Origin of the sequence: Streptomyces sp. NPDC050560 (assembly GCF_044457285.1) — a bacterium.
Classification (GTDB): domain Bacteria; phylum Actinomycetota; class Actinomycetes; order Streptomycetales; family Streptomycetaceae; genus Streptomyces.
The window spans coordinates 151,592-173,983 of the sequence record NZ_JBITGT010000003.1 but is presented as its reverse complement, the minus strand read 5'-3'; the positions used below and the strand labels follow the sequence as shown (position 1 = coordinate 173,983).

Below are 22,392 nucleotides of genomic sequence, written 5' to 3'. Positions count from 1 at the left end.
CCCGGCGAGGGAGCGTGGCAGTGGGCACCGAGAGGACCGTGACGGGGACGGCGGAGGAGGACGCGGGGGCGCGCGGCGCGCCGCCGCGGGAGGCGGGCGGCGCACGGCGCCGGCAGAACGCGACGCTGGCGGCGCTCGTCCTCGTGGTGCTCTCGTACGGGCTGATGCAGACGATGCTGGTGCCCACCGTGGGGGTGCTTCAGCGGGAGCTGGGAGCGTCCGCCGCGGCCGCGTCCTGGGCGGTGCTCTCCTCGACGCTGCTGAGCAGCGCGGTGGTCACCCCGCTCGTGGGCCGGCTCGCGGACCGCCATGGCACCCGGGGGGCGCTGCTCGCCAGCCTGGCGGTGTATCTCCTGGGCACCGCGGGCGCGGTGTTCGCGCCCGACGTGGCCTGGCTGATCGGGTTCAGGGCCGTCCAGGGCGTGTCCCTCGCGCTGCTGCCGCTGGCGTTCACGGTGGTACGCCAGGTGCTGCCGCCCGGGCGTGTCGCGTTCGGGCTCGCCCTGACCTCGGGCCTGGTCGGCGGCACGGCGGGGGTCGGGCTGCTGGCCGGTGGCCTGGTGGTGGACCACGCCTCCTGGCGCTGGCTGTTCGTGGCCGGATCGGTCCTCGTCCTGGCCGCGCTCGTGGCCTGCGCCCGCTGGGTGCCGGAGGTGCCGGCCGCGGGGCGGGGCCGTATCGACACGCCGGGCGCGCTGGTGCTCGCCGCCGCCCTGGTGGCGCTGCTGCTCGCTGTCACCGAGGGGCCCGCGTGGGGCTGGGGCTCGCCCGCGGTACTGGCGCTGTTCGGCGCGGCGCCGCTGCTGTTCGCGGCGTTCGTCCTGGTGGAACGGCGTGTCGCAGACCCGCTCGTGGACCTCGGGCTGCTCACCGGGCGCCGGCTGGCCGCGGCGCACACGGGCGCCTTCCTGCTCGGCCTCAACCAGTTCGTCTTCTACGTCCTGCTGCCCCGGCTCTCCCAGCTCCCCGACCGCCCGGCGGTCTCCGGGCACGCGGTGGCCAGGGGCTTCGGGACCACGGTGACCGGCGCCGCGCTGATCCTGCTGCCCGGCACGCTGCTCTCGCTGGCCGCGAGTGGGGCGGCGCCCCGGCTCGAAAGGCGGCGCGGCGCCCGGTTCCCGCTGGCCGGGGGGCTCGCGGTGGCCGCGGCGGGCGGGGTGCTCCTTGCCGTGGCGCACACCGCCGTCTGGGAGGTGGTGGTGGGCTACGCCGTGTGCGGCACGGGGTACGGGTTCGCGATGGCGGCGCTGCCGCGCCTGGTGGCCTCGGCGGCCCCGGCGGCGCACGGCGGCGCAGCGAACGGCGTCAACACCGTGGCACGCACGGTCGGCGGGGCGGTCGGCAGCCAGGTGGGTATCTCCCTCGTCGTCGGGGTGACGGCCGCGGACACGGGCCTCGCGTCGCCGGCCGCGTACACGGTGGCGTTCGCGGGGGCGGCCGCGGTCGCGGCGGCGGGCGCGCTGGGAGCCGCACGCGGGCCCCGCCCGTAGGGGCCGGTTCGTCGGGCCTTGTCGGTTCTTGTCGGGTCAGTGCCGGAAATCGCGGGCGCCGGGGAACCGCCGCGGGCAGAATGCCGTGAGAGTCCTTGGGAGCCGGTGCGCTCCCGAGGACGGCGGTTGTCCGTGCGCCGCGCGGCATGGCACGCCGCGCGGCCCCAGCAGAGGAAGTGGGCCGATTGAACGACAGCGTGCGGATCGAGTCGAACACCCTGCACCTCCCCGGCGGCGCCCGGGTCTCCTTCGTCAGGACCCTGCGGCTGCCCGAGTCGGGCACCCACCAACTGCCGCCAGGACTCGGTGACTTCCCGCTGCGCCGGGTCGAGGACTACCCGGACACCGCGCCGCCCGAGTGGCTGGCGCGGGGCGGCGTGATGCTGCCGGTGTACCTGCGGGAGGCGATGTGGCTCAACTTCCGCGGCACGTCGGTGCCCTGCGCGCTCCAGGTCGGGGTCGGCAAGGTCTGCGCGGTGTCGGGGCGGCCGTGGAGCGCCGAGCTGCGCGGCGCCCGGCAGAACGCCCGGCAGAACGCCCGGCAGAACTACGTCCCCCTGCCCAGGCAGCCCTGGCTCGACGGGATCAACTCGGGCTCGGGCACGGTGCGCCAGTTCGTCGCGGTGCCGCTCGGCCTCGGGGCGACGGTGGAGGGCCAGGTGACGGGCGAGGAGACCTGGGGCGGCGTACAGCTCCAGTCCTTCGCGCTCACCGACGCGGCGCGCCGGGCGTGGGACGAGGAACGGCGGCGGCTCGCGCAGGCGCGGCGGGCCGTCCCGGAGCAGGCAGGGTACGGCCTCGCCGCCCCGCCCGCGCCACCCGGCGGCTTCGCGCCGCCGGGCTCTCCGCCGGGCGGCGCGCCCACGGCCGCCGCCGCGCCCGGGGGCGCGATGCCGCGCAGGGCGGCCGCGATGGGGGTCGGCGCGGGCGGGAGCATGCGCCAGGAGGTTTACCGGGACGACCGCCCGCTGTCGGACTACGCCGCCACGCCCGCGGGCCGGGTGTTCGTGCACCTGGTGACGCCGCCCGACTGGCGCCGTATCACCGGCGAGGCACCGCCGCCCTCGCCGGTGGACCGCGCCGCGTACACCGCGGCCGGGCTGCCCTGGTTCTCGTACTTCGACGAGGACGCAGCCGATCTGCCGGGCGCGGAGCCGCTGAGCGGGGTGCAGCCGGTGGGCGACTGGCTCGGCGCCGACCACGAGCCCTGGGCCGAGCCGGGCGCGGGACAGGTCGAGCCGCTGGGCCCGGGCAAGCCGGTGGGCGACGGGGAGTGGTGAGGCGGCCCCCACCGGTCGACGGCGCGCCCCTCGCTGGGAGGGGCGCGCCGGGCGGCGGGCCCGCGGCTCACTCCGTGCTGTCCTCCTCGCGCCCGAGGCTCACCGAGCCCACGCCCTCCCAGTCGGTCAGCTCGGCCACCAGCTCGTAGCCCGGCGCGCTGCCTTCGAGGCGCAGCACCACGTCGACCGGGCGCCGCGGGTCGTCCGGGCGGCTCTCGACCTGGACGTCCACGACCCGGAAGCCGCGCCCGGTGCACAGTTCGAGGGCGCGGCCGAGCAGGCCCCGGCTCGGCAGATAGCTGAGCCGCAGTTGCACGGTGTCCGTGGCCGCGTGCCGGGGCAGCCGGGCGAACATCAGCGGGAAGCCGCGCACGATCAGGAAGTGCACCAGGGTCGCCCCGATGGCGAGCAGCGCGAGACCGCCGCCGCAGGCCATGCCGATGGCACAGGTCAGCCAGATCGTCGCGGCGGTGGTCAGGCCCCGTACGGCGTCGCGCCTGACGAAGATCAGCCCGCCGCCGATGAACCCGATGCCCGACACGATCTGCGCGGCCACCCGTGACGGGTCGAACGCGACGCTGTCGAGCCCGAGCACGGAGGCGAAGCCGTGGACGGACACCTCCATGAAGAGGGCGCTGCCGACGCCGACGAGGGTGTGCGTGCGCAGCCCCGCGCTCTTCTGGCGGGCCTCGCGTTCGAGCCCGATCAGCGAGGAGAGCAGCAGGGCGATACCGAGTTCCGCGAACTGGCGAAGACCCTGGCCCGAGCCCGGGTCGAACAGCGGGCCCGCAACGGGCAGCGTGGGCGCGGCGGACAGGAAGGGGGCGGACATGGCGGGGACGGACATGCCCCCCATACTCCTCCCCGCGTTCCCCGCGCCGTACGGGGCGCCCCGTACGGCGCGGGCGCGGGCGCCGCACCGGGGGCGGCGCGGGGCGCGGCGGTGCACGATGGGGCCATGCTGCTCGCCCGGCTCGCCCAGGTGTCAGGGGACGTCGCCGCCGCCTCGGCGCGGTCCCGGAAGATCGCGCTGCTCGCCGAGCTGTTCCGGGACACGGAGCCAGGCGAGGTGCCGATCGTGATCCCCTACCTCGCGGGACGGCTGCCCGGCGGCCGTATCGGCATCGGCTGGGCGTCCCTGCGCGATCCCGCGCCGCCCGCGGCCGAGCCCACGCTGACGGTGCGCGGCACGGACGCCCGGCTGACCGAGCTGGCCGGGGTGAGCGGCGCGGGCTCGGGGGCGAGGCGGCGCCGCCTCGTGCAGGAGCTGCTGGCCGCCGCCACCGAGCCCGAGCAGCGCTTCCTGTTCGGGCTGCTCACCGGCGAGGTGCGGCAGGGCGCGCTGGTGGCGGTGGCGGTGGAGGGCCTGGCCAGGGCGACCGGGGCGCCGCCCGCCGAGGTGCGCCAGGCGGTGATGCTGGCGGGCTCGCTGGCACCGGTGGCCGAGGCGCTGCTCGCGGCCGACCCCTCGGGGGTGCGGGACGCGCTGGACGGGTTCCGGCTGACGGTGGGCACCCCGGTGCTGCCGATGCTGGCGGGCTCCGCGCCGGGGGTGGAGGACGCGCTCGACCGGCTCGGGCCGTGCGCGGTCGAGGAGAAGCTCGACGGCATCCGGGTGCAGGTGCACCGCGCGGCCGGGGAGGTACGGGTCTTCACCCGCACCCTCGACGACATCACCGCGCGGCTGCCCGAGGTGACCTCGGTGGCGCACGAGCTGCCCGGGGCCGACCTCATCCTGGACGGCGAAGTGATCGCGCTCGGCCCCGACGGGCGGCCCCGGCCCTTCCAGGAGGTGTCGGGCCGGGTGGGGGCGCGGGTCGACGTGGCGACGGCGGCCCGCGAGGTGCCGCTCTCTGCGGTCTTCTTCGACGCGCTCGCGGCCGACGGGCGCGAACTGCTCGACCTGCCGTTCGCCGAGCGGCACGCGGTGCTCGCCCGTCTCGTGCCCGAGCCGCTGCGGGTGCGGCGCACCCTGGTCGGCGACCCCGCGGACCCGGCGGCGCGGCGGGCCGCCGCGGCCTTCCTCGACGAGACGCTGGCGCGCGGCCACGAGGGCGTGGTGGTCAAGGGCCTCGACGCGCCGTACAGCGCGGGCCGCCGCGGCGCGTCCTGGCTGAAGGTGAAGCCGGTGCACACCCTCGACCTGGTGGTGCTGGCCGCCGAGTGGGGGCACGGCAGGCGCACCGGCACGCTGTCGAACCTGCACCTCGGGGCGCGCCGCGAGGACGGCTCGTTCGCGATGCTCGGCAAGACGTTCAAGGGGCTGACCGACCGGATGCTGCGGTGGCAGACCGAGCGGCTGGGGGCGCTGTCCACGGGCGACGACGGCCATGTGGTGACGGTGCGCCCTGAGCTGGTGGTGGAGATCGCCTACGACGGGCTCCAGCGCTCCACCCGCTACCCGGCGGGCGTCGCACTGCGCTTCGCACGGGTGCTGCGCTACCGCGAGGACAAGCGGCCCGAGGACGCGGACACCGTGGAGACGGTCCTCGCGCACCGCGCCTGAGCCCGCCGCGCCGGGGGGGAGCCGGGGCCCCCGGGGAGGACGGCGGGCCGCGCGGTGCCCAGACTGGGGGCATGACACAGAAGTACTCGGCGGGGCTGCTGCTGTTCCGGCGGGCACCCGCGGCGGACGGGCCCGCGGCACGGGACCCGGCCGCCGCGGGGGTGCCGGGCCGGGTCGAGGTGCTGCTCGGCCACATGGGCGGGCCGTTCTGGGCGCGCAGGCACGCGGGCGCGTGGACCGTGCCCAAGGGCGAGTACGAGGACCCCGAGACGCCGCTCGACGCGGCCCGCCGGGAGTTCACCGAGGAGCTGGGGGTGCCGCCGCCGCAGGCCGCGCCCATCCCGCTCGGCCGGGTCAGGCAGTCGGGCGGCAAGGTGGTCACGGTGTGGGCGGTGCCGGGGGACCTCGACCCGGGGGCGGTGGTGCCCGGCACCTTCACCATGGAGTGGCCGCGCGGCTCGGGGCGCGTCCAGACCTTCCCCGAGCTGGACCGGGTGGCGTGGTTCGGGCTGACCACGGCGCGGACCGCGGTGGTGTCGGCGCAGGCGGTCTTCCTCGACCGGCTCGCGGAGCACCTCGGCGCCGGGTGAACCGGCCGGTGCGGCGCGGCATGACGCCGTCCGGGAGGGGTACGCGGGCGTGGCGCGCCCCCGGCCCGGGGGCGGGGAGGTCCCGTTCGAGGAGGTCGTGATCCATGCCCATCGCCACGGTGAATCCCGCCGACGGCGCCGTGCTCAGGACGTACGAGGCGCTGGACGCGGCCGGGATCGAGGAGCGGATCGCCAGGGCGCACGAGACGTTCGCGACCTGGCGCCTGACGACCTTCGGGGACCGCGCGGTGCTGCTGCGCAAGGCGGCCGAGCTGCTGGAGGAGGATGCCGCCGATGTGGCGCGGCTGATGACGGCCGAGATGGGCAAGCCCGTCGTGCAGGCACGCGCGGAGGCCGTGAAGTGTGTGAAGGCGATGCGGTGGTACGCGGAGCGCGCCGAGTCGCTGCTCGCGGACGAGCACCCCGACGAGGCGGACGTGAAGGACTCGGGGGCGCTCGCCGCCCGGGTGGTGTACCGGCCGCTCGGGGTGGTGCTCGCGGTGATGCCGTGGAACTTCCCGCTGTGGCAGGTGGTGCGGTTCGCCGCGCCCGCGCTGATGGCGGGGAACGTGGGGCTGCTGAAGCACGCCTCGAACGTGCCGGGCACCGCGCTGTACCTGGAGGACCTGCTGCGCCGTGCCGGGTTCCCCGAGGGCTGCTTCGGGACGCTGCTGATCGGCTCGGGCGAGGTCGAGCGGGTGCTGCGCGACCCCCGGGTGGCGGCCGCCACGCTGACGGGCAGCGAGCCCGCGGGGCGCTCGGTGGCGTCGGTCGCGGGCGACGAGGTCAAGCCGACGGTGCTCGAACTCGGCGGCAGCGACCCGTTCCTGGTGCTGCCCTCCGCGGACGTGGCGAAGGCGGCGCAGACGGCGGTGACGGCCCGGGTGCAGAACAACGGGCAGTCGTGCATCGCGGCGAAGCGGTTCATCGTGCACGCCCGGGTCTTCGACGAGTTCACCGAGCGGTTCACCGAGGGCATGTCGGCGCTGCGGGTGGGCGACCCGGCCGACGAGGACACCGAGGTGGGCCCGCTCTCCAGCGAGCAGGGGCGCGCCGACCTGGAGGAGCTGGTCGAGGACGCGGTGGCGCAGGGCGCCCGGGTGCTGTGCGGCGGGCGGCGCCCCGCGGGCCTGGACGACGGCTGGTACTACGAGCCGACGGTGCTCACCGACCTCTCCCCCGGCATGCGTATCCACCACGCGGAGACGTTCGGCCCCGTGGCGTCGCTCTACCGGGCGGCGAGCCTGGACGAGGCGGTGTCGCTGGCGAACGACACGCCGTTCGGGCTGAGTTCCAACGTGTGGACCAGGGACGCGGTCGACCTGGCCCGGTGCGTACGGGACCTGCGCGCGGGCGGGGTCTTCGTGAACGGCATGACCGCGTCCCACCCGGCGCTCCCGTTCGGCGGGGTGAAGCGCTCCGGCTACGGCCGGGAGCTGGCGGGGCACGGCATCAGGGCCTTCTGCAACGCGACGACGGTGTGGGAGGGCGCCGGCGGCTGAACACCGCCACCGGCGCGCTCCCGCCGTGCGGGGCTACGGGGTGCGTACCGCCGCGCCCAGCTCCGTCAGGGCGTGCGCGGCGGCTCCCACGGCGACCGCGTCCCGGCCGAGCCGGGACGGGACCACTCGCAGCGGCCGCCCGCTGACCGGGGGCTCCTCGGCGACGGCGGCCCTGATGGCCGGTTCGAGCAGGGTCCAGGCGTCGCTGACCCCGCCGCCGAGCACCGCGGTGGTGACGTCGAGGACGCCCGCGGTGATCAGCAGGGCGCGGGCGACGGCGGCCCCGGCACGCTCGTAGACCGCCGCGGCGTCCTGGTCGCCGCGGACGGCGGCGTCCGCAATCTCCTGGGCGCTGCGCACCCGCCCGGTGCGCCGGGCGTATCCGGCGGTGATCGCCCGCCCGGCCGCCAGCGTCTCCAGGTGGCCGCGGCCGCCGCAGGAACAGTGCAGGTCGCCGAAGCCCGGCACGTGTCCGATCTCGCCCGCGGCGCCGTGCGGCCCGTCGTACAGGGCGCCGTCGATCCACAGCGCGCCGCCGACGCCGGTGCCCAGCGTCATCCCGAGGACGTGCCGCTCCCCCACGGCGGCGCCGTGCGCGACCTCGCCGCGCAGGAACGCGTTGACGTCGTTGTCCAGGAACGCGGGCACCCCGAGCGCGGCCTCGGCGGCGTCGGTCACCCCGAACCCGGCCCACCCGGAGAAGGAGTCGCTGGCCACGAGGATGCGTCCGTCGACCCGGTCCACCACGCCCGCGGCGCCGAACCCGATCCCGGCCAGCGGGCGCGGCTCGCCGTCGAGGAGGGTGTCGAGCGCGGTGAACGCGGCCCGTGTCATGGCGGCGCCGCCGTGCGCCGCGGGGGTGGGGACCTCCGCGGCGCACTCGACGCCGAGCCCGGGCCCGCACAGCACCACCCGGGTGGTGGTGCCGCCGATGTCCACCCCCGCGAGGAGCCCGTCCACGGGTCCGGGGGGCAGGGCGGGAACGTTCACGCGCCCGCCCCTGGGGCGGCGGCAAGGCGTTCCGAGCGGCGCCGCCGCTGTACCACGGGGTCCGGGACCGGCACGGCGGCGATCAGCCGTCTGGTGTAGTCCGTGCCCGGGTGCAGCAGGGTGGTCGACGCCAGGCCCTCCTCCTCCACGCGCCCGTCGCGCATCACCACGACACTGCGGGCGAAGTGCTGGACCACGGCGAGGTCGTGGGAGACGAACAGGCAGGCGAAGCCCAGCTCGCGCTGCAACTCCTCGATGACGTCGAGGACGGTCTCCTGCACGCTGACGTCGAGCGCGCTCGTGGGCTCGTCGGCGACCAGCAGCCGGGGTCCGAGCACCAGCGCCCTGGCCAGGCTCACCCGCTGGCGCTGCCCGCCGGACAGCTCCCCGGGGGCGCGGCCCGCGAGCTTCCCCGACAGCCTGACCCGCTCAAGCGCCTCGGTCACCCGGGCCCGCCGCTCGGCGGACGGCATGGTGCGCCGGTGGACGCGCAGCGGTTCCGCGACGCACTCCGCCACGCTCATCCGCGCGTCGAGGGAGGCCGCGGGGTCCTGGAGGACCACCCCGACCCGCGAGAGCAGTTCGCGCCTCGCGCGCCCGCGGGTGCCGCGCAGCTCGGTGCCGAAGAGCCGGGCCGTGCCCGACACCGGGCGTACCAGGCCGAGGGCGACCCGGGCGGCGGTCGACTTGCCCGAGCCCGACTCGCCGACGAGGCCGACGGTCTCCCCGGCGCGCACGGTCAGGGAGACCCCGTCGAGCGCGTGGACGGCGCGCGGGCCGCGCCCGAACCGTACGGAGACCTTCCCGAGGCTCACCACCTCGTCGCGCGCCGAGTCCTTGGCGTACCTGGCCTCCTCCGCCGCCTCGGCCTCGGCACGCTCCTTGGCGAGGACGTCGGGCGCGAGGCCGCCGTGCCGCTCGGGCTCCGCGACGGTGAGCCGGGGCACGGCGGCGAGCAGCCGCTTGGTGTAGGTGTGCGTGGGCTGGCCCAGCACGTCGGCCACGTCGCCGGTCTCGACGACCTCGCCGCGCAGCATGACGGCGACCCGGTCGGCGAAGTCCGCGACCACGCCCATGTTGTGGGTCACGAGCAGCACGCCGGTCCCGGCCTCCGCGGCCAGTTCGCGCAGCAGGTCGAGGATGTCGGCCTGCACCGTGACGTCGAGCGCCGTGGTGGGCTCGTCGGCGATGAGCAGGGACGGCCTGTTGGCGATCGCCATCGCGATGACGACCCGCTGCCGCTGGCCCCCGGAGAGCTGGAAGGGGAACGAGGACGCCCGCTTCTCCGGCTCGGGGATGCCGACGCGGCGCAGCAGTTCGACCGCCTCGGCGGCGGCCTCCTTGGCGCCCACCGGCCGGTGGTTGCGGATCACCTCGGCGATCTGCCGGCCGACGCGGGTCAGCGGGTCGAGCGCGGTGGCCGGCTCCTGGAAGACCATGGACGCGGTGCGCCCGCGCAGGCCCGCGAGTTCGTCCTCGGTGGCGCCGGTCACGTCGGTGCCGCCGACCACGGCGGTCCCGGTGACCCGGGCGTGCGGCGGCAGCAGTCCCATGGCGGTCAGCGCGACCGTGGACTTGCCTGACCCCGACTCGCCGACCAGGGCCAGGGTCTCGCCCGGCCTGATGTCGAGGGAGACCCCGCGCACGGCGGGCACGTCGCCCGTCTCGGTGGTGAAGGTGACGTCGAGTCCCGCCACCCGGCAGACCGGTGCCGCCTGGCCCCGCTTGCCGTCGTTGCCGTCACCGGCGTCGCCGCTCATCCGCGTCCCCTCACGTCGAAGGCGTCCCTGAGCCCGTCGCCGATGGCGTTGAACGCGCACACCACCAGGATGATCGCGAGTCCTGGCGGCACGATCAGCCACCAGCGGCCCGAGTGCGCGGCGGTGAGCCCCGCGGAGAGCATGCCGCCCCAGTCCGTCGACGGCGGCTGCACGCCCAGGCCCAGATAGGACACGTAGGCGACGAGCAGGATGGCGTCGGCGACCTGGAAGGTGGCGGCGACGACGATCGTCGAGACCGAGTTCGGCAGGATGTGCCGGGCGATGGCCCGGCCGTGGGTGCCGCCGGTGGCCCGCAGCGTGAGGATGTAGTCCCGGTTCTTCAGGGTGAGTGTCTCCGCCCGGATCAGCCGGGACGGCACCAGCCAGGAGACCAGGCCGAGGATGACGACGAGGCCCCAGGTGCCCGGTGTCGAGATGGCGGACACGACGAGCAGGATGAACAGCGCGGGGATGGCGATGCCCGCGTCCACGAAGCGCATCATCACGGCGTCGGTCCAGCCGCCCGCGTACCCGGCGAGTGCGCCCCAGAGCGTCCCGATCACGGTGGCGAGGAACCCGGCGGCAAGGCCGACGATCAGCGACACCCGGCCGCCGTACATGAGCCGCCCCAGCTCGTCGTGGCCGACGGCGTCGGTGCCGAACCAGTGGGAGCCGCCGGGCGCCTGGTTGACCTGGTCCAGGGAGGTGTGGATCTGGTCCGTGGTGTACAGCAGCGGCCCGACGAAGCAGAACAGGACGAAGAGCAGCACCACGGCGAGGCCCGCCACGGCGAGCCGGTTGCGCGCGAACCTGCGCAGCCCGAGCCGGGCGGGTGTGGCGCCCTCCGGCGCCTCGGGCATGCCGGGGGGCGCGGGCGCCTGGCCCGGTTGTAGCACGGCGCTCATGCCCCGCCTGCCTTCACTCGTGGGTCGACGACCCGCTGGACGATGTCGGCGATCAGGGTCCCGGCCACCGTGGCGACGGAGATGACGAGGACGCAGCCGAGCAGCACCGGATAGTCGGAGGACTGCGCGGCGCTCCAGAAGAGCAGGCCCATCCCCGGGTAGTTGAAGAGCTGCTCCACCACCAGGGACCCGCCGAAGAGGACCGGTACGTAGTAGCCGAGCATCGCCACGACCGGGGTCAGCGAGTTGCGCAGCACGTGCCGGCGGAGGATGGCACGCTGCCGGGCGCCACCGGCCCGCGCGGTGCGGACGTAGTCCTCGGAGAGGTTCTCCAGGGTCGCCGCGCGCATGTAGCGGCTGAACACCGCCACCATCGACGCGGCGCCCGTGATCACCGGGAGCACCAGGGCGTTGGAGTCGACGAAGACCTGGCCGAGGGTGTCGCCCTGCGGGGCCTGCGACGGGAACCACGGCAGGATCTGGGTGAACACCAGGACCAGGACGAGGCCGAGGAAGTACACCGGGGTGGCGTACGCGACGAAGCTCAGCGTGGTGACCGCGTAGTCCACGGGGCGGTTGCGCCGTACCGCCTGCCACATCCCCAGCGGGACGGCGAGCAGCAGGCCGACCACCGCGGACAGCACGGTCAGCACCAGGGTCTTCGGCAGCCGCTGCACGATGAGGTCGGACACGCTCTCGTTGGCGGTGAACGAGACGCCCAGGTCGCCGTGGAGCAGGGTGCGCAGGTAGTACACGTACTGCACGGGCAGTGGCCTGTCGAGGCCCTGTTCGTGGTTGAAGGAGCTGATCTGCTGGGGGGTCGCCCCGGGGCCGAGGATGCCCCTCGCGGGGCCGCCGGGCAGTGCGTGCAGGAGGCAGAAGACCACCACCGTCACGATGAGCACCACCACGGCGGCCGCGAGGACCCGGCGGATCAGATAGAGCAGGGTTGGCATGGTGCGTCCGACCGCTCGGGCTGTGCTGTGCGGATGGGGGGCGGGGTCACTTGCCCCACTTCCACTGCGCCGGGTGGAAGTTGCCCAGCGAGTCCTGGGTGAAGCCGCCCAGGCCGTTCTTGATGACGGAGATCTGGTAGTCGGGCTCGGGCAGCCACACCACGGGCAGTTCCTTGGCGAGGGACTCGCTGTAGTCCTGCATGGCGTCCGTGGAGTCGGAGGTGTTGGACCCGCTGATCAGGTCGTCGACCTCCTTGTTGGAGTAGTTGCCGAAGTTGGAGCCGCCACCGGTCTGGAAGAGCGAGTCACCGGACGGGAACGCGGGGAAGTACCAACTGCCCGCGGTGCCGAAGAAGGAGAGCTGCCACTTGCAGATGTCCTGGTCCTCGGTGCACTGCGGGGTCTGCGAGAGCACCGAGTTGACGGGCGCGGTCTTGATGGACAGCTTGATCCCGGTCTTCGCGAGGGAGGACTGGAGCGTGCTCATCATGTTGTCGGTGACCGTGGAGCCGGACTGGGACAGCACCTGCATCTCGAACTTGGTGCCCTGCTCGACGCCGTCACCGCACTGCGTGTCTGCGGAGCCGGGCTCCTCGCACACCATCGCGCCGCCCTGCTGCTTCCAGCCGTGCGAGGTGAGGAGCTTCTTCGCGGCGCTGGTGGAGAAGGGGTAGGGGTTGTTCTTCTGCACCGGCGAGAGGTATCCGGACGCCTGCGCCTGCGGGACCGGGCCGTAGCCGGGCACCGCGGTGCCGTTGAAGATCACCTTGGCCATGCTGACCTGGTCGATGGAGCGCTGGATCGCCTGCCGGGCGTAGAGCTGCTTGAAGACGGCGCCCATCTTCGGGTTGTTGAAGTTGTACGGCAGGTAGGTGATGGCCCAGCCGGTCCAGGGCTTCACGGAGTAGCCCTGGTCGGTGAAGGTGGACTCCTGGTCGAGGTCGGTGGCGTCGATGTAGCCGTAGTCGACCTTCTCGGAGCGCAGCGCGTTCTTCTCCGCGTCCGTGGTGGTGAACGGGAGCAGGTTGACGGTCGGGATGCCCGCCTTCTCACCGCCGTCGTACTTCTTGTTCTCGGTGAGGACGACCTTGCCCGCGGTGGAGTACGACTTGAGGTTGTACGGGCCGCTCACGGTCTTCCACAGCGGGTTCGACGCGTAGTGCGCGATGTCCTTCGCGGCGGTGTTGAGGTAGGTCCACACCTTCTTGGCGCCCGCCTCGGTGCGGTCGGCGTCCGACACCTTCCCGGAGGCGGAGGTCTTGTCCCACACGTGCTGCGGCAGCGGCGTGATCAGGTCGAGCTGGTTGGCCAGCATCCACTGCGGGTTGTACGCCTTGTCGAACGTGAGGGTGAAGTGCCGGTCGTCGTTGGTCTTGAACGAGGTCCAGTCGTCCGGTGCCTTGCCGACGCTGTAGCTGGCCCAGTCCTTCTTGTTCGTCTTGATGACGTTGAACCAGAACTCCACGTCGCGCGAGGTGATCGGCTTGCCGTCGCTCCAGTGCCGGTCGCCGAGCGTTATCTTCACGCTCTTGCGGTCGGCGGCGAAGTCCGCGGCGGTGGCCAGCGACGCCTTCTTGTTCCAGGCGATCTTGCCGGTGGAGCCGTCGAACGCGACCAGGGGCTCCCAGAGGCTGTGCGCGATGGAGCTGTTGTTGGTGTTCAGGTGTGCCGCGGTACCGATCGGCAGTATCCAGTTCGGCGTGAAATTCGCCGGCAGGGCGTAGTTGATCGCGTCTTTCGACGAGGACGAGGACCCACTCGTCCCGGAGCAGGCGGCGAGCAGTGCGCTCACCGTAACGACGGCACCGACGGCGAGTGCCGAGCGGCGGCGCTCCGGTCTGCGAGCAGGAAACATGGCTCTCCTCAGGGACTGAACGGGCCCCCGCACACGGACGATCCGGGCGACGACAGGGGGACCGGCGCTTGTGGCGGCTAGTCAACGACCCACTCGTCGAAGTAACAAACGCTCCTGGATAACAATCCAGTTACTGCCGTACTGAAAAAAGAAAATCGGCAGCCGAGAAGGGGGATTTTGGACAAACTTGGGATAGAAACTCCCTCCGCTGCCGCGCCCGGAAGCACGCGTACCCTCACGTCAAACGCCCCGCTGCGGAAGTAATCCCCGCCATGTCCGAAAAAAGCGCGCCGCGCCGCAAGCACGGCGCGGGTGCCCCCACCCTGGCCGCGCAGGTCCTCGAACTCCTCGCCTCTGGACAGGCGGAGTCGCGTACCGAGCTTGCCGATCTGCTCGGTGCCGCGCCCTCGACGATATCCCTTACCGTCGGGCACCTGGTGACCCACGGTCTCGTCGTGGAGCACGGCACCTCGTCCCCCACCGGAGGCCGCCCACGCAAGGTCCTCAGGCTCGGCGCCACCAGCGGCTACGCGCTCGCCGCCGACCTGGGCGGGCGGCACGCCCGCGTCGGCACCGTCCTCGCGGGCGGCGGGCTGCGCGACGTCGACACGGTCCCGCTCGCCACCGCGGAGGGCCCCGAGGTCGTACTGCCGCAACTTGCCGAGGCTCTGGCGGCCCTGGCGCAGCGCAGCGACGCGGGCAGCCTCAGGGCGGTGGGCCTGTCGCTGCCAGGACCCGTGGAGGTCGGATCGGGTGTGGTCACCCTGCCGTCGCGGATGCCCGGCTGGAACCGCTTCCCCGTACGGGACTGGCTCGCCGACCGCTTCGGCCTGCCCGCGGCCGTCCACAACGACGCCAACTGCATGGCGGTGGGCGAGCACAGCGCCCGCTCCCCCGTGCAGCGGCAGTCGATCACGGTGAAGATCGGCTCCGCGATCGGGGCGGGCATCATCGTGGACGGCAGGCTCTACCGCGGCGCCACCGACGCGGCGGGCGACATCAGCCACGTCCGCGTCGACGCCGCGGGCGAGGTGCCGTGCTCCTGCGGGAACACCGGGTGTCTCGAAACGATCGCCTCGGGCGCCGCCCTGGTGCGCATCCTGCGGGAGGCGGGCACCGACGTCGACACCCCCGCCGACGTCGTACGGCTCGCCTCCGACGCCCATCCGGGCGCCACCCACGCCGTCCGCAGGGCGGGCCGCTACCTCGGCCTCGTCCTCGCGGCCAACGTCAACTTCTTCAACCCGGACGCCGTCTACCTCGGCGGCATCTTCTCGACCCTCGACCCGTTCGTCGCCGCGGTGCGCAGCCAGCTCTACGAGAGCTGCCACCCCCTTGTCACCCGGCACCTGGCCATCGAGCGCACCCGGCTGGGCGCCGACGCCGGTCTCGTGGGCGCCGGGCAGTTCGCCCTCCAGGCCGCCCTCGCCGACGCCCTCGCGGCTTTGCCTGCCACCGCCATCGGAGGCGACAGACGCAGGCCGGGCGCCACCGCAGGGCGGCGGCCCGGCACCATTCCCCGTCAGGCGTCCCCGGGGACGGACAGCGCCCCCGGCGGCGCCTGACACCGACCCCTTGTGAGGTACCCGTGGCGCAGTCCCACCCCGTTCCCACCCGCCCGGTGATAGCGATCGCCGGGCTCGGCATCGAGTCCTCGTCGTTCTCGCCCGCGCGCACCGAGGCCCCCGCCTTCCACCCGCTGCGCGGCGCCGACGTGCTGACCCGCTACCCCTTCCTCGCGCCCGGCGAGCCGCTGCGGGAGGCCGCCGACTGGCAGGGCGCCCTGGTCGGCAAGGCGCTGCCGGGCGGCGTCGTCACCGCGTCCGCGTTCGACGAGCTGTCCACCGAACTCCTCGACCGCCTCGCCGCCCTGCCGCGCCCCGACGGCCTCTGGTTCGACATCCACGGCGCGATGACCGTCGAGGGCGTCGACGACGCGGAGGCGGTCCTGCTCGCCCGCATCAGGGAACTCCTCGGCCCCGACGTCCTGGTGTCCACCTCCATGGACCTGCACGGCAACGTCTCGCGCCCGCTGGCCCACATGAGCGACCTCATCACCTGCTACCGCATGGCACCGCACGAGGACGCCATGGAGACCAAGGAGCGCGCCGCGCGCAACCTGCTCGACCTGCTCGCCTCCGGCGCGCCCCGCCCCGTGAAGGCGTGGGTGCCGGTGCCCGTGCTGCTGGCCGGGGAGCAGACCTCGACCCGGGTGGAGCCCGGCAGGAGCGTGTACGCGGCCGTGGCCGAGGTCGAGGCCGCCGCGGGGGTCACCGACGCCGCGGTGTGGGTCGGCTACGCCTGGGCCGACGAGCCCCGCAACCGGGCCGCCGTCGTCGTCACGGGCCCCGACGAGGGCGCCGTGGCCGCGGGCGCCGAGCGGCTCGCGCGCGGCTTCTGGGAGGCCAGGCGCGAATTCGGCTTCGTCGCGGAGACCGGCACGTACGACGCGTGCCTGGACACCGCGCTCGCGGGCGCGGACCGCCCGTACTTCATCAGCGACACCGGCGACAACCCGACGGCGGGCGGCGCGGGCGACGTCACCTGGGGGCTGGCCAGGCTGCTCGACCGACCCGAGTTCAAGGACCCGGAGGGTCCCACGGTCCTCTACGCCTCCGTGCCGGGGCCCGCGGCCGTCGCCACCGCGGTGGCCGCGGGCGTCGGCGCCTCCGTCACGGTGACCGCGGGCGCCGAGGTCGACGACCGGCACGCCGGGCCCGTCACGATGACCGGCACCGTCCACGCGATCCGGCACGGCGACCGCAACGCCCGCACGGAAGTCGTCCTCAGGGTCGGCAGCGTGTACGCGATCCTCACCGAGCTGCGCAAGCCCTACCACCTCGAACAGGACTTCACGGGGCTCGACCTCGACCCGCGCGGCGCCGACATCGTCATCGTGAAGATCGGCTACCTGGAGCCCGAGCTGTTCGCCATGGCGGCCGGGTGGCGGATGGCCCTGACCCCGGGCGGTGTCGACCAGGACCTGACGCGTCTCGGCCACCACCGGGTGCGCCGCCCGCTGTTCCCCTTCGACCCCGACATGCCGGAGCCCGACCTGTCGGCGCGGCTGATCCCCGCCTCGGACCAGCCCCTGACCGGCGCCGACGAGTGACACCGCCGCCCGCCGCCGCGGAGTAACACACATCACAGGTGCCCCGCCGGTTTCCGGGAACGCGCCCGTTTGGTTTACCGTTCATCTAGGTGTGGGGAAGCGGTGAAGACCCGCCCCGCCCGAGAGCAGCCCCGGCCGCGATCCCCCCGTCCGGCCGGGGCACCCCCTTTTCCGGGCCCGCCACGGCCAAGCTGCGCCGGACGGCGCCGCGCTGCGGCTACGATCCTTGGCGTCGTCGTCCCCCGGGAGGGCCCAAGTGCCTCACGAAGTCACCCCGCCTGTGATCACCGACAGCCATGGCCGCCTGCAGATGGCCGCGGGCGACGTGAGCCGGCTGCTGCGCTCCATCGGCGGCCACTGGCTGCACCTGGTCCACACCGGGCAGGGCGGACTCGACGAGGACACGGTCGCCGCGCTCACCATCGAACTGGCCAAGCTCGCCGACCGCATCGACGTCGCCTGCATCGCGCACAGCAGCGCCACCCGCGACTGAACCCCGCCCGGCGCGCCGGGTGGCGGTGCGCCGGGCGGGGCCCTCTCAGGCGGCGCTGCCCCGCAGCTCCTTGAGCGCGTCGGCGGTCAGCGGCCTCGGCGCCCCCTCGGTCTCGACGAGGACCACGTCGCAGGCGGCGGCGTGGATGAGCGCGCTGGTGAAGCCGCCGCTCGCGAACTGGGCGACCGCGCCGCGCGGCGAGCGCCCCACCGCCACCGTACGGGCGCCGACCTCGCTTGCGTGCCGGGCCAGCGCCCGGCCCGCGGAGGCGTGGTCGCCGACGCTGGTGAGGATCTGCCCCGACGCGGTGACGCCGCGCGCGGCGACCCGGTCCAGGTGCTCCCGCACCGCGGCGCGGGCCTGCTCCTCGGTCTCGGTGTCGGCGCTCTGCTCCTCGACGACGGCGGTCTCCCGCACATGCACGATCTCCAGCGGGCTCGCGGAGCCCGCGGCGAGCCGGGCTGCGGCGTCCACGGTGGCGGCCGCCCCCCGGTGCGGGCCCACCGCGACCACGACGGGGGACGAGCCCGCGGGGACCGGGGCACCGACCGCGCTCAGCGCGGGGGCCACCGGCGCTGCGGCGCCGTCGCCGCCCGCCTCCGCCTTGCTCAGCATGCGGTGGCCGGTGGCCAGGACGGGGATGGCGAGGACGAAGCTTGCCGCGCCCACGTAGAAGGGCAGGCCGAGGCCCGCCGCGTCGGCGAGCTTGCCCGCGACGTACGGGGCGAGGCCGCCGCCGATGAACCGCAGGAAGCCGTACGCCGACGACGCCACGGACCGCTCGACCGGGGCGACCAGCATCACCGCCTGGGTGGTCAGGGTGTTGTTGATGCCGATGCACGCGCCGCTGACGATCACGGCCACCACGACCACGACCGGGGTGTGGACGCACGCCGCGATCACCGCCATGATCACGCCGAGCGCGAGGAGGTTGGCGTAGAGCACCCTGGCGGTGCCGAAGCGCGCCTGGAGGCGCGGTGCGCCGAACACCGCGAAGACGGCGACCAGCAGGCCCCATCCGGTGAAGACCAGGCCGAGTTGGAGGGCGTCCAGCTCCATCGGGTAGGGCGCGTAGCCCAGCATCGTGAAGAAGCCCCAGTTGTACATCAGGGCCACGATGCCCATCGTCAGCAGGCTGCGGTGGCGCAGCGCGCGCAGCGGGGCGACGGGTGAGGTGACGCGCTCGGGTTTCGGCGTGGGCGGTACCAGGGTGACGGTCGCGACGAGTGCGATGGCCATGAGGACGGCGACGCCGAAGAACGGGCCGCGCCAGCTCACGTCCCCGAGCAGGCCGCCGAGCAGCGGGCCGACGGCGATGCCGAGGCCGAGTGCCGTCTCGTAGAGGATGATCGCGCCGCTGAAGCCGCCGCTGGCGGAGGCGACGATCACGGCGAGGGAGGTCGCGATGAACATCGCGTTGCCGAGGCCCCATCCGGCCCGGAAGCCGACGATGCCGTTGATGGAGCCGGTGGCGCCCGCGAGCGCCGCGAAGACCACGATCACCGACAGGCCGATGACCAGGGTGCGTTTCGCGCCTATCCGGCTGGATATCCAGCCGACGAAGATCATGGCGACGGCCGTGACGATCAGGTAGCTGCTGAAGAGCAGGGAGACCTGGCTCGGTGTGGCGTCCAGGTTCTGGGCCAGCGCGGGCAGGATCGGGTCGACGAGTCCGATGCCCATGAAGGAGATGACGCAGGCGAAGGCCACGGCCCAGACGGCCCTGGGCTGTCGGAAGGGGCTCGCCGCGGGTGAGTGGGAGGACAAGCGGTGCTCCAGTTCTGATGGGACTCCGGGGTGTGGGGGGCGGGGGCGGTGCCGGTCGGCGGCCCGCCGCGGGCGTACGGGTCAGCCGGTGCGGTCGGCCGCGGGCGCCGAGGCGTTCTCGACGAGGCGTCTGAGCGGGCCGGCGCCGAGGCGCGCGACCTCGGCGAGGGCCTGCCGGTCGGCCTCGGACAGGCCGTCGAGCAGCCCGCCGAGCAGCTTGACGCGGGTGGCGCGGCGGCGCCGCATCAGCTCGCGCCCCGCGTCCGTGATGGACACCAGCACCACCCGGCCGTCGCCCGGGTCCCGCACTCGTGTGACCAGACCCTGGCGTTCGAGCCGCTGCACGAGCTGGGTCATGGACGGCTGGGCCACGCTCTCCGCGCCCGCCAGGTCGGTGAGCCTCGCGGGGCCGAGGCGGTCGAGCCTGCCCAGCGTGGAGGCGGTGGTGAAGCTGATGTCGCGCACGGAGATGTGGCGGATCGCCATCAGCGCGAGGTCTTCGAGGAACGCGGCGACGTCGTCCCCGTCCGGTGTGTCTTCCTGGCCCATGAAGACCTTTGTATCATACACCTATATAGGGAGGCTATGGTTCCCGCCCCGGGCCGCACCCCCGGACCACGGGCGGCCGCGCCACAAGGGGCGACGACGCCCGCGGGGGCCTGAGACGCAGCGAAAGGGGCGCTCCGCCCGTCCCCGGACTGGAGTAGTCAGAAGGGAGATCCGCCGCCGTCTGGGCGATCGTGAAGAAATCACCCTTCACCCCCGGGGAACGAGAGAAGGCAGGCTCATGGCGACTCTGTGCAGGCCCGCGGTCTCTGTGCCGGAACACGTCATCACCATGGAGGAGACGCTGTCCCTCGCGCGCCGCCACCACGCCGACCACCCCCAGCTCCCCCTGGCCCTGCGGCTCATCGGGAACACCGGAGTGCTCACCCGGCACATCGTGCAGCCCATCGAGGAGACGCTGAAGCACCCCGGCTTCGAGGAGCGCAACAAGCTGTACGAGGCCGAGGCCAAGGCGCGGGTCCCCGAGGCGGTGCGGCGCGCGCTGGACGACGCCGAGCTGCGCCCCGCCGACATCGACGTGATCATCTACGTCTCGTGCACCGGCTTCATGATGCCGTCGCTGACCGCGTGGCTCATCAACACCATGGGGTTCGCCAGCGACACCCGGCAGATACCCATAGCCCAGCTCGGCTGCGCGGCAGGCGGCGCTGCGGTCAACAGGGCCCACGACTTCTGCACGGCCTACCCCGAGGCCAACGCCCTCATCGTCGCCTGCGAGTTCTGCTCGCTCTGCTACCAGCCCACCGACCTCGGCATCGGCTCACTGCTCTCCAACGGCCTCTTCGGCGACGGGGTGGCGGCGGCGGTGGTGCGCGGCAGCGGGGGCACCGGGATCGAACTGGAGCGCAACGGCTCGTATCTGATCCCCCGGACGGAGGACTGGATCGCCTACGACGTCCGGGCCACCGGCTTCCACTTCCTGCTGGACAAGCGGGTGCCCGGCACCATGGAGCCGCTGGCCCCCGCGCTGATGGCGCTCGCGGGGCTGCACGGCTGGGACGCCTCGGAACTCGACTTCTACATCATCCACGCGGGCGGCCCCCGCATCCTCGACGACCTCAGCAAGTTCCTCCGGGTGCCCCCCGAGGCGTTCCGCTTCAGCCGGGCCACCCTGACCGAGTACGGCAACATCGCGAGCGCCGTCGTTCTCGACGCGCTGCGCAGGCTCTTCGACGAGGGCGGTGCCGGGGCCGGTGCCCGCGGCATGCTCGCCGGATTCGGCCCCGGCATCACCGCCGAGATGACACTCGGCCGCTGGACCGCCGACGACCGCAGCCGCGCACTCGGCGCCCGCGCCTGACACCCCGCCGACGTCCCGCACCCCGCTCCCCCGCACCGACCGCCAGCCCAAGGGGCGCCACGCCCCGGAAGACCACGCCGGAGGCAGCACCATGGACGACACCACCACGAGGGACCCGGCCACGGACACCCGTCCGCCGGTACGGTTCTGGCCCGCGCTCGACCTGACCGCCGTGGACTTCGACCCGGTGCTCGCCGAGCTGATGCGGGAGGGCCCTGTCACCCGTATCCAACTGCCCAACGGGGAGGGCTGGGCGTGGCTCGTCACCCGCTACGACGACGTGCGCGCGGTGACCAACGACGCCCGCTTCAGCCGCGAGGCCGTCCTCGGCCGTCAGGTCACCCGGCTCGCCCCGCACTTCATCCCCGCGAAGGGCGCCGTCGGCTTCGCCGATCCGCCCGACCACACCCGGCTGCGCCGCGCGGTCACCGCCGCGTTCACGGCGCGGGGCGTGGAGCGGGTGCGCGAGCGCGCGCGGGCCGAACTCGACGCCCTCGTCGACGCGATGCTGCGCGGCGGGCCGCCCGCCGACCTCACCTCCGACGTGCTCGGCCCCTTCCCGATCGCCGTGGTGTGCGAGGTGATGGGCGTACCGGCCGAGGACCGCGGGCGGATGCACGAGTGGACCGACCGCATCCTCTCCTCCTCGTACGGGGCCGAGGTCAGCGAGCGGGCCAGGGACGAGATGACCGCCTACTTCGGACGGCTGACCGAGGAGCGCGCGGACAGCGGGGGCGACGACGTCGCCGCGCTGCTCGGGGCGGCGATGGCGGCAGGCGAGCTGACCCGGCAGGAGGCGCTGGGCCTCGCGGTGCTCATCCAGATCGGCGGCGAGGCGGTCACCAACAACAGCGGCCAGATGTTCTACCTGCTGCTGACCAGGCCCGAGCTGATGGAGCGGCTGCGCGCGGAGCCGGCGGTGCGGCCCGGCGCCGTGGACGAGCTGCTGCGCTACATCCCGCACAGGTCGGCGGTGGGCCTCTCCAGGATCGCGCTGGAGGACGTCACCGTGAGCGGGGTGCCGATCAGCGCGGGCGACCCGGTCTACGTGTCCTATCTGGCCGCCAACCGCGACCCCGACGTCTTCCCAGAGCCGGAGCGCATCGACTTCGACCGCAGCCCCAACCCGCACGTCGCCTTCGGGCACGGCCCGCACTACTGCGTGGGCGGCATCCTCGCCCGGATGGAGTCGGAGCTGCTGGTGGACACCCTGCTCGACCGGGTCCCCGGGCTGCGGCTCGCGGTGCCGCCCGACGAGGTGCCCTGGCGGCGCGGCGCGCTGATCAGGGGCCCCGAGGCCCTGCCGGTGGCGTGGTGAG

The 22,392-nt window shown here is 74.0% G+C and carries 18 protein-coding genes; 10 read left to right on the top strand and 8 right to left on the bottom strand.

Going from position 1 to position 22,392, the window contains the following annotated elements; all coding sequences use genetic code 11:
* The first annotated feature begins 20 nt into the window (after window positions 1-20).
* A complete protein-coding gene (locus tag ACIBIW_RS08205) occupies window positions 21-1,490 on the top strand; it encodes an MFS transporter (RefSeq protein ID WP_399333274.1) in 1,470 nt (489 codons plus the stop codon).
* A gap of 146 nt (window positions 1,491-1,636) precedes the next feature.
* On the top strand, window positions 1,637-2,770 hold the full coding sequence (locus tag ACIBIW_RS08200; RefSeq protein WP_399333272.1) for a hypothetical protein: 1,134 nt from the start codon (window positions 1,637-1,639) through the stop codon (window positions 2,768-2,770).
* 67 nt (window positions 2,771-2,837) lie between these two features.
* Here ACIBIW_RS08200 and ACIBIW_RS08195 read toward each other — a convergent pair whose 3' ends face one another.
* On the bottom strand, window positions 2,838-3,617 hold the full coding sequence (locus ACIBIW_RS08195; RefSeq protein ID WP_399333270.1) for an MgtC/SapB family protein: 780 nt from the start codon (window positions 3,615-3,617) through the stop codon (window positions 2,838-2,840).
* A 111-nt stretch (window positions 3,618-3,728) separates the two neighbouring features.
* On the opposite strand from ACIBIW_RS08195, the gene ACIBIW_RS08190 reads away from it, so the two are divergent.
* The 3 genes from ACIBIW_RS08190 to ACIBIW_RS08180 all read left to right on the top strand — a co-directional run bounded on the left by ACIBIW_RS08190 (window position 3,729) and on the right by ACIBIW_RS08180 (window position 7,368).
* Complete coding sequence (locus ACIBIW_RS08190; protein ID WP_399333268.1) at window positions 3,729-5,276, top strand: ATP-dependent DNA ligase; 1,548 nt, start codon at window positions 3,729-3,731, stop codon at window positions 5,274-5,276.
* A gap of 71 nt (window positions 5,277-5,347) precedes the next feature.
* Entirely contained in the window at window positions 5,348-5,866 is a 519-nt protein-coding gene (locus ACIBIW_RS08185; RefSeq protein ID WP_399333266.1) for an NUDIX domain-containing protein, read from the top strand.
* A 104-nt stretch (window positions 5,867-5,970) separates the two neighbouring features.
* The gene (locus ACIBIW_RS08180; protein ID WP_399333264.1) at window positions 5,971-7,368 is read left to right on the top strand and encodes an NADP-dependent succinic semialdehyde dehydrogenase; all 1,398 of its coding nucleotides are present in this window, start codon (window positions 5,971-5,973) and stop codon (window positions 7,366-7,368) included.
* Window positions 7,369-7,401: 33 nt separating this feature from the next.
* On the opposite strand, the gene ACIBIW_RS08175 is transcribed toward ACIBIW_RS08180, so the two are convergent.
* From ACIBIW_RS08175 to ACIBIW_RS08155, 5 genes are read right to left on the bottom strand one after another with little or no spacing between them, the layout of a single operon-like run.
* Window positions 7,402-8,358, bottom strand: coding sequence for an ROK family protein (locus tag ACIBIW_RS08175; protein ID WP_399333262.1), 957 nt, complete (start codon window positions 8,356-8,358; stop codon window positions 7,402-7,404).
* Window positions 8,355-10,118 (bottom strand): dipeptide ABC transporter ATP-binding protein, encoded by a 1,764-nt coding sequence (locus ACIBIW_RS08170; protein WP_399333260.1) that lies wholly within the window; start codon window positions 10,116-10,118, stop codon window positions 8,355-8,357. Before ACIBIW_RS08170 ends, ACIBIW_RS08175 begins: the two co-directional genes overlap by 4 nt.
* On the bottom strand, window positions 10,115-11,023 hold the full coding sequence (locus tag ACIBIW_RS08165) for an ABC transporter permease (protein WP_399333258.1): 909 nt from the start codon (window positions 11,021-11,023) through the stop codon (window positions 10,115-10,117). Before ACIBIW_RS08165 ends, ACIBIW_RS08170 begins: the two co-directional genes overlap by 4 nt.
* Window positions 11,020-11,979 carry an ABC transporter permease gene (locus tag ACIBIW_RS08160; RefSeq protein ID WP_399333256.1) on the bottom strand — a complete coding sequence of 320 codons (960 nt, stop codon included), beginning with the start codon at window positions 11,977-11,979 and terminating at the stop codon, window positions 11,020-11,022. The genes ACIBIW_RS08165 and ACIBIW_RS08160 overlap by 4 nt, the downstream gene beginning before the upstream one ends.
* Window positions 11,980-12,025: 46 nt before the next feature.
* A complete protein-coding gene (locus ACIBIW_RS08155; protein WP_399333254.1) occupies window positions 12,026-13,834 on the bottom strand; it encodes a peptide ABC transporter substrate-binding protein in 1,809 nt (602 codons plus the stop codon).
* Between the two features lie 272 nt (window positions 13,835-14,106).
* Between ACIBIW_RS08155 and ACIBIW_RS08150 the strand changes: the two genes are divergently transcribed.
* The 3 genes from ACIBIW_RS08150 to ACIBIW_RS08140 all read left to right on the top strand — a co-directional run bounded on the left by ACIBIW_RS08150 (window position 14,107) and on the right by ACIBIW_RS08140 (window position 17,439).
* A complete protein-coding gene (locus ACIBIW_RS08150; protein ID WP_399333252.1) occupies window positions 14,107-15,399 on the top strand; it encodes an ROK family protein in 1,293 nt (430 codons plus the stop codon).
* A gap of 23 nt (window positions 15,400-15,422) precedes the next feature.
* Window positions 15,423-16,946 carry a M81 family metallopeptidase gene (locus ACIBIW_RS08145; protein ID WP_399333250.1) on the top strand — a complete coding sequence of 508 codons (1,524 nt, stop codon included), beginning with the start codon at window positions 15,423-15,425 and terminating at the stop codon, window positions 16,944-16,946.
* Between the two features lie 256 nt (window positions 16,947-17,202).
* Window positions 17,203-17,439, top strand: coding sequence for a DUF6213 family protein (locus ACIBIW_RS08140; RefSeq protein ID WP_399333248.1), 237 nt, complete (start codon window positions 17,203-17,205; stop codon window positions 17,437-17,439).
* A gap of 45 nt (window positions 17,440-17,484) precedes the next feature.
* Here the strand turns inward: ACIBIW_RS08140 and ACIBIW_RS08135 are convergent, their stop codons facing one another.
* A complete protein-coding gene (locus ACIBIW_RS08135) occupies window positions 17,485-19,206 on the bottom strand; it encodes an MFS transporter (protein ID WP_399333246.1) in 1,722 nt (573 codons plus the stop codon).
* A gap of 81 nt (window positions 19,207-19,287) precedes the next feature.
* Window positions 19,288-19,755 carry a MarR family winged helix-turn-helix transcriptional regulator gene (locus ACIBIW_RS08130; RefSeq protein ID WP_399333244.1) on the bottom strand — a complete coding sequence of 156 codons (468 nt, stop codon included), beginning with the start codon at window positions 19,753-19,755 and terminating at the stop codon, window positions 19,288-19,290.
* A 238-nt stretch (window positions 19,756-19,993) separates the two neighbouring features.
* Between ACIBIW_RS08130 and ACIBIW_RS08125 the strand changes: the two genes are divergently transcribed.
* The gene (locus tag ACIBIW_RS08125) at window positions 19,994-21,073 is read left to right on the top strand and encodes a type III polyketide synthase (RefSeq protein ID WP_399333242.1); all 1,080 of its coding nucleotides are present in this window, start codon (window positions 19,994-19,996) and stop codon (window positions 21,071-21,073) included.
* Between the two features lie 91 nt (window positions 21,074-21,164).
* Window positions 21,165-22,391 (top strand): cytochrome P450, encoded by a 1,227-nt coding sequence (locus tag ACIBIW_RS08120; protein WP_399333240.1) that lies wholly within the window; start codon window positions 21,165-21,167, stop codon window positions 22,389-22,391.
* Window position 22,392: the final 1 nt, after the last annotated feature.